The sequence below is a fragment of the Bacillus sp. LH1 genome (assembly GCF_057924895.1).
In genome coordinates this window covers 1,266,726-1,281,525 of the sequence record NZ_CM175007.1, presented here as the reverse complement: position 1 = coordinate 1,281,525, position 14,800 = coordinate 1,266,726, and the positions used below count along the sequence as shown (strand labels likewise).

13 protein-coding genes are annotated in these 14,800 nt (G+C 36.9%); 5 read left to right on the top strand and 8 right to left on the bottom strand.

What is annotated here, in order from left to right:
* Window positions 1-84: 84 nt before the first annotated feature.
* The 3 genes from ACX9TM_RS06720 to ACX9TM_RS06710 are packed head-to-tail and all read left to right on the top strand — an operon-like array spanning window position 85 to window position 5,507.
* Window positions 85-2,004 (top strand): putative thiazole-containing bacteriocin maturation protein, encoded by a 1,920-nt coding sequence (locus ACX9TM_RS06720; protein ID WP_072770192.1) that lies wholly within the window; start codon window positions 85-87, stop codon window positions 2,002-2,004.
* Window positions 2,001-3,950, top strand: a complete 1,950-nt coding sequence (locus tag ACX9TM_RS06715) for a TOMM precursor leader peptide-binding protein (protein ID WP_065382406.1) — start codon at window positions 2,001-2,003, stop codon at window positions 3,948-3,950. The genes ACX9TM_RS06720 and ACX9TM_RS06715 overlap by 4 nt, the downstream gene beginning before the upstream one ends.
* 15 nt (window positions 3,951-3,965) lie before the next feature.
* Window positions 3,966-5,507, top strand: coding sequence for a SagB family peptide dehydrogenase (locus ACX9TM_RS06710; RefSeq protein WP_065382405.1), 1,542 nt, complete (start codon window positions 3,966-3,968; stop codon window positions 5,505-5,507).
* Between the two features lie 30 nt (window positions 5,508-5,537).
* Here the strand turns inward: ACX9TM_RS06710 and ACX9TM_RS06705 are convergent, their stop codons facing one another.
* A complete protein-coding gene (locus ACX9TM_RS06705) occupies window positions 5,538-5,948 on the bottom strand; it encodes a DUF3908 family protein (protein ID WP_000996782.1) in 411 nt (136 codons plus the stop codon).
* A gap of 160 nt (window positions 5,949-6,108) precedes the next feature.
* On the bottom strand, window positions 6,109-7,443 hold the full coding sequence (locus ACX9TM_RS06700) for a CoA-disulfide reductase (RefSeq protein WP_001110222.1): 1,335 nt from the start codon (window positions 7,441-7,443) through the stop codon (window positions 6,109-6,111).
* 197 nt (window positions 7,444-7,640) lie between these two features.
* Between ACX9TM_RS06700 and ACX9TM_RS06695 the strand changes: the two genes are divergently transcribed.
* Window positions 7,641-8,072, top strand: coding sequence for a hypothetical protein (locus tag ACX9TM_RS06695; RefSeq protein WP_072770190.1), 432 nt, complete (start codon window positions 7,641-7,643; stop codon window positions 8,070-8,072).
* A gap of 45 nt (window positions 8,073-8,117) precedes the next feature.
* Here ACX9TM_RS06695 and ACX9TM_RS06690 read toward each other — a convergent pair whose 3' ends face one another.
* Window positions 8,118-9,353: a TcaA 3rd/4th domain-containing protein gene (locus ACX9TM_RS06690; RefSeq protein WP_063220253.1), complete on the bottom strand. Its 1,236-nt coding sequence runs from the start codon at window positions 9,351-9,353 to the stop codon at window positions 8,118-8,120.
* 19 nt (window positions 9,354-9,372) lie between these two features.
* Entirely contained in the window at window positions 9,373-10,158 is a 786-nt protein-coding gene (locus tag ACX9TM_RS06685; protein WP_050279596.1) for a zinc ribbon domain-containing protein, read from the bottom strand.
* 195 nt (window positions 10,159-10,353) lie between these two features.
* Here ACX9TM_RS06685 and ACX9TM_RS06680 point away from each other — a divergent pair, with 195 nt between their 5' ends.
* Complete coding sequence (locus ACX9TM_RS06680) at window positions 10,354-11,187, top strand: hypothetical protein (protein WP_050252143.1); 834 nt, start codon at window positions 10,354-10,356, stop codon at window positions 11,185-11,187.
* Window positions 11,188-11,201: 14 nt separating this feature from the next.
* Here the strand turns inward: ACX9TM_RS06680 and ACX9TM_RS06675 are convergent, their stop codons facing one another.
* From ACX9TM_RS06675 to trpA, 4 genes are all read right to left on the bottom strand, one after another.
* Complete coding sequence (locus ACX9TM_RS06675; protein WP_016122115.1) at window positions 11,202-11,885, bottom strand: DUF2278 family protein; 684 nt, start codon at window positions 11,883-11,885, stop codon at window positions 11,202-11,204.
* 90 nt (window positions 11,886-11,975) lie between these two features.
* Window positions 11,976-13,475, bottom strand: coding sequence for an L-lactate permease (locus ACX9TM_RS06670; protein ID WP_065212154.1), 1,500 nt, complete (start codon window positions 13,473-13,475; stop codon window positions 11,976-11,978).
* Between the two features lie 114 nt (window positions 13,476-13,589).
* Window positions 13,590-13,949, bottom strand: coding sequence for a DUF4029 domain-containing protein (locus ACX9TM_RS06665; RefSeq protein WP_000946131.1), 360 nt, complete (start codon window positions 13,947-13,949; stop codon window positions 13,590-13,592).
* Between the two features lie 73 nt (window positions 13,950-14,022).
* Window positions 14,023-14,799 carry a tryptophan synthase subunit alpha gene (gene trpA / locus ACX9TM_RS06660; RefSeq protein ID WP_000537825.1) on the bottom strand — a complete coding sequence of 259 codons (777 nt, stop codon included), beginning with the start codon at window positions 14,797-14,799 and terminating at the stop codon, window positions 14,023-14,025.
* Window position 14,800: the final 1 nt, after the last annotated feature.

Here is a 14,800-nt window from a genome sequence, read left to right as displayed (position 1 = left end):
TACAGCCTTTTTTTATTGTGTTCATACGGGACAAATTTCATGACATAAGGTAATAATGTATGCCTAAACGTAAGGAGGATTAAAATGAATAACCTTCCAATTCATGCAAAACTTAAAGTAAATAAGGATACTTTCTTCCTCCCCGATTCAAACGGGGGTGTCTATTTTCGAAATAACGCCAGTTCATTTCGCATGGACGGTGATGGAATTTATGACTGGATTGAAAAATTAATGCCAATGTTTAACGGGAATTATTCTTTAGCAGAAATAACCGATGGCCTCCCTCTCCCCTATCAAAATCGTGTATTTGAAATTGGAGAGATTTTATATGAAAATGGTTTCGTTCGCGATGCAAATCAAGATGCACCTCATGAATTAAACAGTACATTACTCGACAGATATGCTTCACAAATTGAATTTTTAGAAGCTGATTCTCATTCAGGTGCTTTAAAATTTGAAACGTACCGCGGGGCAAATGTCCTTGTACTTGGTTCTGGGGATATGCTTACTTCCTTAGTTTCTTCTTTATTAGAATCTGGTTTACCTACATTTCATTACCTCGTTACAGATCGAGATGAAACAAACTATGACAGAATACATGAGCTAATAGAACGTGCATATGAAGTTGATAACAGTGTACTCCTTCAAGAAATCGATACTACAATTGACCGTCCCTTGCATGAAGTATTCGAACCTTTTGATTGGATTTTATATATTTCTCAAAACGGAGACATTGACGGTTTAAAAACAGTTCACACTATTTGTAGAGAAACGAAAAAGAATTTTATACCAGCTATTTGTTTATCTACACTCGGTATAGCTGGGCCTGTCGTAACGGAAAATCGTGATGAATGCTGGGAATCCGCATGGCATCGACTACATGAAACGACTTTACAAAATGAAAATTCATCTAATTCCTTCTCACCAATTACATCTGCCATGTTAGCAAATGTAATCGTTTTTGAATTATTTAAGCATGTCGCAGATGATTCTTATCGGGAAAAAGAAGCACAATTCTTTTTATTAAACTATGAAACACTTGAAGGAACGTGGCATTCTTTTATAAAACATCCTCTTGCAACTGATGAAAGTTTTACAATTGATACGATAGAAAATCTTTCTGAAAAACTTGAGCATCGGTATGGCCAACATACTTCAACTGATATATTCCGCTTTTTCGACTCATTAACTTCTAAAGAAGCCGGTATATTCCAGGTATGGGATGAACAAGATTCATATCAATTACCGTTATCACAGTGCTATATTCAAGTAGCCACTCCACTATCAGATGGCCCAGCTCCCCTTCTGCCTCTTATGACTTGCAGTGGATTGACTCATAATGAAGCACGCCGAGAAGCCGGTTTAACAGGAATTGAAACATATGTAGCAGAAATCATTCACCGCCTTATTCCTGAACATAACGATATCGGTATCGGTGCTGGAGAAACGATGACAGAAGGATTTTACCGGGCACTACAACAACATTTAAACAATAAACTGTATGAGCGGCAGTCACATATGCTAGAAGAACTTACAACGATTGATTTAACTGATATTCACGATAAACATTGTAGATTTTATTACGATGCTCTTGCTACAATTCATGAAACACCTAAAATTGCAATGAGTGAAGAGATTCTCAGTTTTCCAGTCATTTGGGTTGGTATAAATGATAGATGGTACGGTGCATCTAATATTAATATGACGTTAGCCTTACGGAACGCACTACAACTATCACTGCTCCACATTCAAAGTGAAGAGACTCCTTACAGAGCTAATATCTTGCCTGAATCATCTATTATTTTATATGACACGGATTCTTTTAGAGTGGAAATACAAGCGGAAGAAGAAATTCCAAGTGTGCAATCTTTACAGCTTGCCTTACAGCATTTAGAAGAACATAATTTTTATCCCTTCGTGTTTGATTTAGCAATCGAACCATTTTTGAAAGAAAACTTAGACGGTGTGTATGGGGTATTAATTGCAAAGGAGGACGGTCTATGACTCAAAATATATTGCTTATAGGAGATGGCCTTCTTGCAGACTATGTACATGATCAATTATGCAAACAATATTCCATCATTCGTCAGCATACCCTTCCAGAAGTACTTCCTGAAAATATTCATCTCGCTCTCGTATTACATGACGGATCTCCTTCTACTATTCATCATGACGCTGAGCTAATTTTTCGGTCAAATCATATTTCATGGCTACGTGGTTTTACTTCATTTGGCGAAGGTATTATCGGTCCTTACATTCATCCTCTTACGCCCGGATGTTCCCATTGTTCTGATGGACGCCGTTTTATCGCTGGCTTTGACCAAAAAGAAATGTGGGAACTACAGCGGAAATATGCCTTTAAAGCAGATGATGTAACGAGGCGTGATGTACGTGCCACCCAAAATGGAATGTTACAAATGTGCCATCTTATTTGCGCAGAAACAGAAAAAATATTAACTCATAACCATTCTTCTTTAGAAAATGAACTTATTTTACTAAACTTACAAACATTACAATGTACGCGGCATTCTTTTCTTCCAGATCCTCTCTGTCCTGTATGTAGTAATTTACCTAATGATGCTGCGGATGCTGCGGAAATTTCTTTACAACCGAGTTTAAAAGTAAGCACCGAAACGTATCGCTGCCGTTCCATTCATGAATTAAACACATTTTTAACGAGAGACTATTTAGATTATCGGGTCGGTATGTTGAACGGCAAAATGCAGCATTCATTATTACCATTCGCTGACGTCATTATAAACATGCCATTAATGTTCGGAAATGAAGGTGTTGCAGGCCGAACTCATTCATTTGCAGTGAGTGAAGCAACTGCTATTTTAGAAGGTTTAGAACGATATTGCGGGATGTCGCCTCGCGGGAAAAAGACAAATGTGCATGGTAGTTTTCATGATTTAGAGGAACACGCACTAAATCCCCTCTCGCTCGGTGTACATACAAATGAACATTACAATCGTGATAATTTTCCATTTAAACCGTTTGATCCTGATTATGAGCAAAACTGGGTATGGGGATATTCTTTATCACAAAACAGACCGCTTTTAGTTCCTGAATCAATTGCTTATTATAGCCTCGGTCATCGAGACGCTTTCGTGTATGAAACATCAAATGGATGTGCAATTGGCGGTAGTTTAGAAGAAGCGATTTTTCACGGCATTTTAGAAATTGTAGAGCGTGATGCCTTCTTACTCACTTGGTATGCAGAATTACCTCTTCCCCGCCTTGATCTGAGTTCAGCAAATGATACAGAATTACAATTAATGATTCAGCGGTTACGTACGATTACCGGATATGAATTACACGCTTTTAACGCGACGATGGAACACGGCATCCCTAGCTTATGGGTAATTGCAAAAAATACGCGTGAAAATGGAATGAACGTTGTTTGTGCAGGAGGCGCTCATTTAGATCCTATTCGAGCTTTAAAAAGTGCCATTCAAGAAATAGCAGGCATGTTACTTATAACAGACGATGAGCTCGAGCACAAAAGAGAATACTACGAAAAATGCTTACAAGATCCTTATTTCGTTAATAAAATGGAAGACCATAGTATGCTGTATGGATTGAAAGAAACGGAAGAACGTCTTCACTTCCTTTTACGAGAAGATGCACCGGTGCAAATGTTCCAAGAAATGAATGTATCACAATCATTTGATATGGATTTAACATCCGATCTCCACCAACTTTTAAATCGTTTGCATCAATCTGACCTTGAAGTAATCGTTGTAGATCAAACCGTTCCCCTTATAGAAAAGAACGGACTACACTGTGTAAAAGTTATTATTCCAGGTATGTTACCGATGACGTTCGGACACCATCTTACTCGGGTTACAGGACTGGACCGGGTATATACCATACCGATGACACTTGGATATACAGACGAACCTTTAACAAATGAAAAATTAAATCCACATCCACATCCGTTTCCATAGTAAAGGAGGGATTTCATGCAGCTAAATACTTTTTTACATCATCTCCATTTCTCTATCGATGAAATTATGCCGAATCATGAGGTGGACTGGAAAGACGCACCGCTTCCTTATAAATTATATCGAAATGTACCTAACATCCCGCTCTCCTTAGAAATCCCGTTATCTTTATCGAACTCTTCTACTACACCTACTCTAAATGAGATTGGTCACTACCTTTGGTATTCATTTGGTGTAACACAATTATGTCAGCTAAATAGCGAGAGAAATGTATTACGTAGATCCATTCCTTCAGGCGGTGCTTTATATCCGAATGAATTGTATATCTATTTAAAGATTGACGATTATCCAGACGGCATTTACCATTATGACGCCGCGCATCACCGGCTTATTTTACTTCGCGAAGGAAATTTCGATTCTTATTTAGCAGACGCACTCAGTAATCGCTGTAATATACATGATTGTTTCGGTGCCGCATTCGTATCCACTATGTTTTGGAAAAACTTCTTTAAATACAATAACTTTTCATATCGCCTTCAAGGATTAGATAGCGGGGTTCTCATTGGACAATTACTTGAATGTGCAAAACAGTTCGGTTATACGAACGGCGTATACTTTCAATTTCTAGACCGTGCACTGAACCATTTACTCGGATTGTCAGAAGGTGAAGAAAGTGTGTATGCCGTTATTCCTTTAAGTACAGAGCCAGAAACTAATTGGTTTCACAATGATTACCATGAAAATAAAACAGTTACTTCTCATGAGTTGTTGCAACAAATTCCGCCGCTCGCACATGAACATTTCGTTCGCTCAAAACATGTAGATGAATATCCGATGATAACAAAAATAAATGAAGCTTCTATGATCGAATCGACAGCACACTTCCAAACACTAGCTCATGAAGAGCACTATCAATATCATGAGCATGCTGTACAACTGCCGAAAGTAGAGCGTTTATCTTATGATTTCTTGCAACTTTGCAGAAAACGGTATTCCCCTGATGCTGACTTTACTTTAACGAAATGGGATGCAGCCGAGCTCGCTACTTTACTACAAGAAGCGAGTCTCTCCTTCCCCTATTACAACGATCTTGACGGTAAGTATACAAATGAAAATACAAGCGTCTCCTTATATGGATGTTTTTATAACGTGAAAAATATTAAAAACGGGGCTTACGCTTATAACAGTAAAACACATTCCATACAACCAATTCGATATGGAGACCTTCGCTACTCACTTCAGTCTAGTATGACGATGGATAACGTGAACCTTTTTCAAGTACCACTTTGCTTACATGTAGTCGGAAAGAAAGATTACTATACAAATGCATTAGGCTATAGAGGGTACCGTATTCATCAAATGGAAGCAGGTATACTCGTTCATAAACTCGTTTTTGCAGCGACCGCGATGGGGATGGGCGGGCATCCTTTACTTAGTTTTGATACAAATTCATGTGATCAATTGTACGGAATAGATGCTGGGAATGAAACATCTCTTATTCAAGTTCCAGTTGGGGCATATCGGGCGCGGAATTGGTTAAAAGGGGATTTGCATTGTTAGAAGCACGCCGGTAGACGGCGTGCTTTTTTACTAGATTAACTTAAAAATACTCTTAATTTGTCTAGCAAATAACCAATTTTTCGTACCGTAGTTATCATTTAAACTATCTAAATTGATAGATTGTCCGTTAGCAAACTTTAATTCTAACGTAGTATTTTTGTCATTTGTTTTTAAGTTACTATTTGTAATGGCATCATACTTTAATTTTTCAATCTCAACATATTCGTCTTTTTCTTGTCCAATCACGACATGGTCTTGGAAGAAGAAAAATACTTCTACTTTTTTACCGAAACAAAATACATTTTTCGTATAAATTAATGTCGCGTTATCAAGTCCGACACATACTTCTTTCATTTCTTCCACAACGTGTCCAAAGTCTTCTTCATGTCTTGCATTTGATTCAGCAATCCATTCTTCGATTGTTTTCATGTTAATTGCCATACTGCGCCCCCTGGTTCGTTCATTGCTTCGTTTAAAAAATAAATACTATATGAAAATATAAGCGATACGTAATATGTTTTCAAGGGGAAACGGTATATTCAAAATAAAGTGAAACTTTATTTACTCCCTCATTGTAAAAAAAATAGCACTTTAAAAAGTGCTATTCCGCTCTCCTTGCCGCTTGCTGAATTGGATCCCAAACGCTGTTATATGGTGGGGCATAACTTAAGTCGACATCTTCTAAATCGTGAATGCTCATTTTATTGAAGAGTGCCATTGCGATTACATCAATCCGTTTATCTACACCTTCTTCTCCAATTACTTGTCCGCCTAATAATTGTTTCGTGTCGGAACGGTATAGTAATTTCAAGTAAAGTGGTTTCGCATTTGGATAATAGCCCGCCATATTAGTCGAATCTACTTTGACTGTTTTATACGGGATGTGTAGCCCTTTCGCTTCTTTTTCATTTAATCCTGTTCTTGCAAGCGTCAAATCCATAAATTTAATAATGCCTGTACCTAACGTACCTTTAAATGCTCTTCGTTTATCAAGCATATTCAGTCCAGCAAGTCGGCCTTGTTTATTGGCAGTCGTTCCGAGCGGGATATGATCATGAATTTCCTTTATAACGTGGTAATGTGTTGCGCAATCACCAGCTGCATATACGTCTTGCACATTCGTTTGCATATATGCATTTACTTCAATTGCCCCTTTATGATTCTTACGTATATTTGTCCCTTCAAGAAAATCAGTATTTGGCTTCACTCCTACCGACACTAAAACAAGATCTGCTTTATACGTACCTTTATCCGTTTCAATTGCTTCTACTCGTTCATTCCCTTTAAACGCTTTTACATTTTCATTCGTTAAAATTTCAATATGATGCTTATCTGCTTCTTTATGTATGTACTCTGCCATATCTGCATCATAAATCGTACCGATATGATCATTTCGCTCAATCATTCTTACTTTCTTACCAAGTTCGACGAATGTTTCTGCCATCTCCAGTCCGATTGCGCCACCGCCAATAATCGTTACATCTTCAACTTTATTCGTTTCTAGCGTTTTTAATATGCGCTCAGCATCAGGAATTGTTTTTAAAAGATGAACGCCTTGTAATTCCCGTCCTTCCCATTCTGGCATAACAGGACGCACTCCAGTCGCAATTAACAATCGATCATATGGAAATTCAAAGACATCCTTCGTCTTCGTATGCTCTGCGTATACCATTTTCTTTTCCGTATCTACTTTCGTTACTTCATGTCGTACTTTCGCATCAATTCCGTATTTATCACGAAACGTCTTTACATTACGCGCGATTAACTTTTCCGTTGAAGCGATAGCACCACTAATGACATACGGTAACCCACACTGTGCGTACGAATAAATTTCACCTTTTTCTAGCGTCACAACATTTGCATTTTCATCGTTTCTAACAATTTGCATAGCTGCACTCATACCAGCTGCATCTCCGCCAATAATGACATAGTTCACTTTACCACTCCTTCTTTTTTACATACTCTTTACGTTTTCCATATTTTATAAAAATAACACCTACCTCCATTGTAAAGAAAGAGAATTTTATCTTCAAATTTGGTGCACAAACTTATGTATGAATAGGTAACTGTCGTGTCTTATAAACAACATGTTTAATATGCTATAACAGTTACTATTGAAAGTAGGTGAAATATATGTGCGCCGGCCTTCTCGCCCAGCTTCCAGATGAACCGCAAGAACCAAAAGAACCGAAACCCGCCGTCTCACTTGACCAAGAATTTTCCATTAATGCAACAATATATAGCGCTCGTGCTTGGTTATCTAACGATGATACGTTTGCGCAAGATATTTGGAAAGCTACCCAATTCGCTTCAGCATCACATGCTGGCAAGTCCATCTTTCCAGTCGGTTCTGTTAAAATTATAAACTTCTCTGATGATACAATTACTGTTACTGCTTCACCAGAATCAGATCATGCGCTCAAAATAGTCGTACCACCCCATTCCGAGGCTGCTCTAACGTCTGGTCCTTTATCACATATAGAAGCTAGTACATCAGGAGGATCAAGTAAAGTCACATTTCTCTTTCATATCTTTTTCTCAAGGGATCCTGGTCCAGCTAAATAACGATAGAAAAGGTACAGCAATATACACTGTACCTTTTTCAAGTGCCTATTCTCTTGATTTGATTAGTTCAATATTATAAGTTTCAATATCTGTTAACGTTCCTTTAAAATAAGGATTTTCTCTATACCAAGACTGTTTTGCAAAATACGCTTGCATATCTTTCGTTTGAAAAATATGTCCATGCCTTGCATATATTTCATTTCTAGCAATTTTCAACTGCTCTTTCGATAAATATGTTAAATCTGCACTCGTTAATTTTCGAATATCACTATCTGGAAAGATGAAACCATTATATACATGCCCAGTCGCGGGCGTTGGAGTAACATTATAAACAACTGTTTTTTCTGTACTTTTCTTTTGGAATGGAAGATTATAAGACGAAAGTGTCGTTATCGTCTCTACTTGTGTCGTTTCTCGTCCGCTTTCTCCATTTCGTTCTAAATAAATCGTCGCACTTCCATCAGTCGCTACAGGCCCCCATGTAATTTCTTCTCCTGCCAGCGCTGTAACCGGTTTTTGATTTACGTACAATGTTGCACCAGGCGCGTTCGTTTGAACTGTAATATATTGACCTTGCAACGTTAAATCTATCGTTACGTTATATTGGCTTTGTTTCATAAGTACAACCTTTTCCTCACGAGATAATTTTACATAGTCATTTTTATAATCTGATTGAAACACTTGATTTCCCGGAAGAAATGGCCCATATTGCTTCTCAAACTTTTTGTCATCTGTCTTATCAATTTCTTTTCCATTCATTTTTAACGATACGCCTTTTTCATTTGTAAGCAAAGTTGTATAGTACGTCTTCGCTTTCAATTTATATCGATCAAATATAAAGAAATACTTTCCGTCTTTCGTTAATGAAAAATCAACTCTTTCTATTCCGTCCCGTTGTTTTTCACCTTGTCTCAAATATCCTTTTAATTCATTTACGTAAGATGGATTTTCTTTTATATATGAAAATAGAGGCGTTAAACTCTCTCTCGTTATCATAACCGATGGATCATCTGCCGTAACGATCTCAGCTAATTTCTCTCCATCCCTCTCTTGTAAAATCGTAATCATCCGGTCTACTTGTGCCACCTGCGTATAATACGATGCTCCGTACAAATACAAGCCAATAATCACTATAACAAATAGTGCTAACAGTGTAATGCCAACTTTTGTACCGCCGCTCATGTTCTTCTTTACTACAGGACGTCCCCTCTTCGACCCGCAGTTTTGACAAAATTGCACACCATCTTCAAACTGAGCTCCGCACTTTGGACATACATTCATTCAGTCAACCACCTTTTCATTAGAAGCCAGTTATTCCCTTTGTTAAGGCTTGAATTATCGTACTAATGTAAGACCAAAGTACAATGAACGTTGCAATTCCCATTAAAACATTTGCAATAATAAGTGTGTAAACGAGATCTAATCCGCCATTGTCTAGCTTTAATACGGCTACAGTTATACTAATCCCTATATAAGTTGCAGCTACGGATAATAATATAGGTAAGAAAAAGATTAATAAGAAACTAAAAAGAAAAGAAAGGACTAATATGACAATAGTCGGCGTCGCTATCGTTCCCCATATACCAAATACTTCAAGAAACGAAAAAGACGATTTCATCATCTTACCACTTACAAAAATAATAAATCCGACAAATAAAGTTAAAATTAATAAAAAGAAAAAGACCGTTATAGATTCTCCAAAAAACGTGGGAGTAGATATATCTGGTGCAAATGTTCTCGTAACTGCTGATGCTGCACTCATCATTCTATAAAAAATACATGCTCCTAAAAAACAAATAAGAACAAGACTTACAATTCCATTTCGCACTTCAATAGCGCCGCTTTTCATAATCGCTGTGGGTGCTTGTAATGCATGTTTAAAAAATTGAAAATAGCCGCTCGCGAACCGCTTCGCTTGCTCTACCGTTTCATTTGGCCGAGCTTCCTTTGCTTGTGCCGCACGTACTTGTTCCGGCCCTTCTTCTTGGCCACTACTTGCCACTACTTCTTCCGTTAACGAATGTCCACAATTCCCGCAAAATTTTGCCTCCGCTGCATTTTCTGTATGACATGACGGACATTTCATTCTCTTATCCCTCCTTAAGGATATACCGTATAGGGTGTTACAAATTCAATATATGAATTTGTACATAAAACATGACTACAAGAAAAAGATTCTGAAATCCTTCTTCCGAAAGAAAATATATGTGCTAGTAATCTTGAAAAAAATGCTATTATGAAACAGAATAAATAATATTTTTAACAGATTGGATGACTGGCAATGGAATTGGTAACCTCAATTTTTCAAATACTCCTTACAAGCGTAATCCAATTATTATCTTTAATTGGCGTTATCATTGTAATTGGATTTTTATTAGGATATTTAGAATCTCTCACACGCATGTATTGGTCGAGAGCTTTCGGAAGAAAAGGATTCCTTTTAACGGCTTGGATTGGTGTTCCGATTCACGAACTTGGACATGCCATTATGTGTGTGCTATTTCGTCATAAAATTGTAGGAACGCAGTTTTTCCCAACAGATACAAGTCAAGGTGCTTTAGGATACGTACAACATCAATACAATCAAAAAAGTGTATATCAACGAATTGGGAACTTCTTCATTGGAATTGGTCCTATTATTTCTGGTATTACTGCGTTAATCCTTTTAATGCGCTATTTCGTACCGAATTCATATTTCTTATTTAATACAACTCTCGAAAAAACAATCGCTTCTACTTCTATTAATATAGAAATGGTTCAAAACATGCTCTTGTCGACGTTTGTATTATTGAAAAGCTTATTTACAATAAGTAATTTATTGAATCCTTCCTTTTGGCTATTTTTATTTATCGCCATTTGTATTTCTGCACATATCGCTTTAAGTAAACCAGATATTAAAGGATCAATAGACGGTGTGATCGTCATGTTTATCGTATTATTTTTATTCAACATAATCGCAGGACTATTTCAATACGACAGTAATCAGCTAATTGGACAGGTTATGAAATATAATATGTATCTCATTGCGTTTTCTAGTGTGGCACTGCTGTTCTCTTGTCTTTCTACACTCGTTAGTTTTTCGTTTTATAAAATAAGAAGAGGGCGTTCTTTTTGAACGCCCTCTTCTTGTTAATTATTCCCCTTATAATCACAATGCTCAACAGGCACACGAGCATGCCCTTCTTCATCGGTACACCATGACTGTGATTGGAATGCCAGAAAGATACCAATCCATTCTTCTTCCTTCTCGAAGTGAATGAGTATTCCTCCGTCTTGCCATATGCCATTATCAGCTTTCCATTTCTCTACATTCCCTTGATTCATGTGAATATCATGTATACCGTTTCCTGGTTTGAAATGAAAATAGGAATCTGGTGTATTTTCTTCTGGTCCCCATCTTTCGCCAAACGCGTAAATAATTGCTTTTTCTTCTATCGCTCGCTTTATATAACGTTCTATTTTTTCATTTAAATCATTATCTGCTCCTGCTTTTTCGGGAGGTAAAGGAATCATTTGATTTGAGTCAAATAGATTTCCTCTTATATAATCTAAAGCTACTTTCGGTTCATTGTTTTTTATTTCTGTAAAACCGAATGGTAATGTCGGTAAAATATGAATCGCCTCTGACTTAATATTGTTACTCGCAAAATATAAAACTTCTGATGGATAACTTTGTGACTTTACGTTAATTGCAATACGATAATCTACTCCTGTCTCGCCCTGTAAATGAACTTGATAATGAGGTGTTTTCCCTTTTCCAATCTTTGATTGTATAACTGTACCTTTTAACACACCGTAGTTTTTTAGGGGCATACATTTCATCTCCTATTCATTTAGTAGAAGCTATTCATATTTAAATCATTATCCATTCATAAAAAAAATCCTCCTATGTTAAGAGGATTTTTAATTTCTCAACATATACCAAACAATAACCTCTACCACTACAAGTAAAACCGCACCAAAGATCATTAACGTCGTCTTCTTTAATAGTTCATTTTCACGGTAAGGGATATTACATAAGTAAGCACCTAATGTAATCCGTGATGGACAAGCGATTGTCGCTACTGATGATGCAGTGTTTTGAAGGGTTGTGACATATTGCCACGGGAGTGCTACGTTTTGTGCGGTTTGCATTTGGAGTTTTATAAACATTGCATTTGATCCTGCGTTACTACCTGTTAAAAATCCACCAATAGCGCCAATAAACGGAGCAACGAAAACGAAAAAGGTTCCAAATGTATCACCAGCTGTCTTTGCGAGTAATGAATGCATGCCTGATGCACCCATGAGTTCTGAAATGGCGATAAACATTGTCGTCGTAATCGCAAAAGGAATCCATTGTTTGATCGTTTGTGAGAGTGATTGTTTAATAATATTAGACGGGATGCGGAAGAAAATAATAGTAAATAAGCAAGTCATACCGAGCCAAAATCCTGGTGAATACAGCATTTCTAATTTGTAAGAGTATGATTTCAAATCAAGGACTGCATATGATCTGAACAAGTCATGTAATGCAGGAACGAGGCGAGAAAGTAAAATACAAACTGTTAGAAATATATAAGGGCTAATAATTTTTATAATGGATACTTCTCTCTCCGTTGCAGCCGCATGTTCTGTTATAAGATTTTGCCCACTTTTTCCTTTTAATTTAATGATAAGAAAGCCAAATGTAATCGTAACGATAGAACTTAATATCCCTGCTAGTTCAACACTTACGTACGCATTAGAAAGGTAGATTCCGAGAGAAAATAATAGAAAGAATCCTACTCCTTCTTTCCACTTTTCTATAACCGCTCGCCAGCCGCCAACAACGTGTAAAGAAAGAATAACGAAGTAAGCAAACATCGGAATACTGAATAGCGCTGTATTTGTGCCAAGTGTTGTAAGAGGCATATTTATTAGCTGCGAACCGATAATCGTACCAGTTGCCATTGCGCCCCATGAACTAGCTAGTAAGCCGATGAATGAGAGTAGTACAGCTTGAAGTGGTTTATATCCTAGTGAAAGAAAAATAGGTGCTGCAACCATGAAGCCGATACCGAATCCAGTTACTGATTCAATAAGCGGGCAAATGCCAAAACACATAAGCAGCATTTGTAATAAGCGATCTTGCGTCACTGCTTCTAGAAAACGTGCCACTTGATCGATGTACCCCATTTTGTTCATGAGGTGAAATAAAAAAATACCGAAAAATAAAACGTACCCGACAATAAAACAAATTAACCATCCTTTAATCGTTGCGTGTACAGTTTCACTTATCCCTAATTGAAACGTTGGCGAGAGTAAAACGATTCCAACAGACACAGCATAAGAAATTAACGAAGACCTTAATGACGTTTGTTTAAATAAAAATAAACAAATGAAAATCATCATAATTGGGATAAGTGCCAACAATATGGCCATGTTATCATCTCATTTCGTTTAAAATACAATTTTTAACTATTATATAACAGATGCTATAATTTTCAATTGTTTTTAAAACAGATTCAAAAAAGGAACCAAACGGCTCCTTTTCATTCACTCCCATTTTCTATTATCCTGAAAAACTGTCTGCTTTCCGACTATTTCTTTCAACACAACAAACACAATGTAAGTACATATTGCTTGCAATATAATATTCCAAAATTTCATTAATGTAAATGAATGAATCCGTAGAAATAGTTCGTTTAATAATACAATCGAAACGATACTAAATAATTCTATACTAATCGAAAATAGACATATTTCTAAAATAGACTGTTCTTGAATGCGATTTAAGTTGGAAAAGATGAATACATACCCTAAAAATAGAGCCATTAACTCTATTTTCGTCATGCTAATGAGCCAAGCGTATAATGGTACAGTTAAAAATAGATATAGTAATTTACGTCTTAGCATGCCTTCTCCCCCTCTGAATTATATGTATTTTCTGTATATTTTAACACTTATTACGCAAAACAAAAAGAAGAGACTATGCCTCTTCTTTTTGTTTTGTTGCATATATTAATTCACATATTTCTTCTCGCTTTTCATTTTCTAAAAGCTCAATGACCTTACTTCCAACGACAACTCCGTCGCATATTGTAACCATTTCTTCTACATGTTCTTTTGTTGAGATGCCGAATCCAGCGACTACTGGTAAGTTGACGTGTGATTTTACTTTTTCTAAGTAACTATGAATCTCCTCTTTAAAGTTTTGACGTACTCCCGTTACGCCCGCTACTGTAACAGCATAAACGAACCCTTCTGATTCACTCGTAATTTTTTCAATTCTTTCAATAGGACTCGTTACGGTAACCAGTGGGATGAGCGCAATGTTTACCTCTCGAAGTAACGGCGCAATAATATTTTGTTCTTCATACGGTAAGTCTGGAACGATGATGCCGTCTACACCTGCTTCTATACAGTTCTCAATGAATCTCTCTTTTCCGAATGCAAGTACCGGATTTAAATATGTCATAAGAACAAAAGGCATTTGTACTTCTTTCCTTACCTCTGCTAACGCTTGAAAAATGCCTTTTAATGTTACGCCGCTATCTAGCGCTCGTTTCCCTGCTCTTTGAATCGTTGGGCCATCTGCGACTGGATCTGAAAACGGAATACCAATTTCAACGATGCTTGCTCCAGCCTCATCTAGAAAACGAATTCTTTCTTTTAATTTTTCAAGGCCACCATCTCCGCCCATTACGTACGGAATAAATGCTTTCTTGCCATTTTCAAACGCTGCTTTAATTTTTTCTACTCCCATT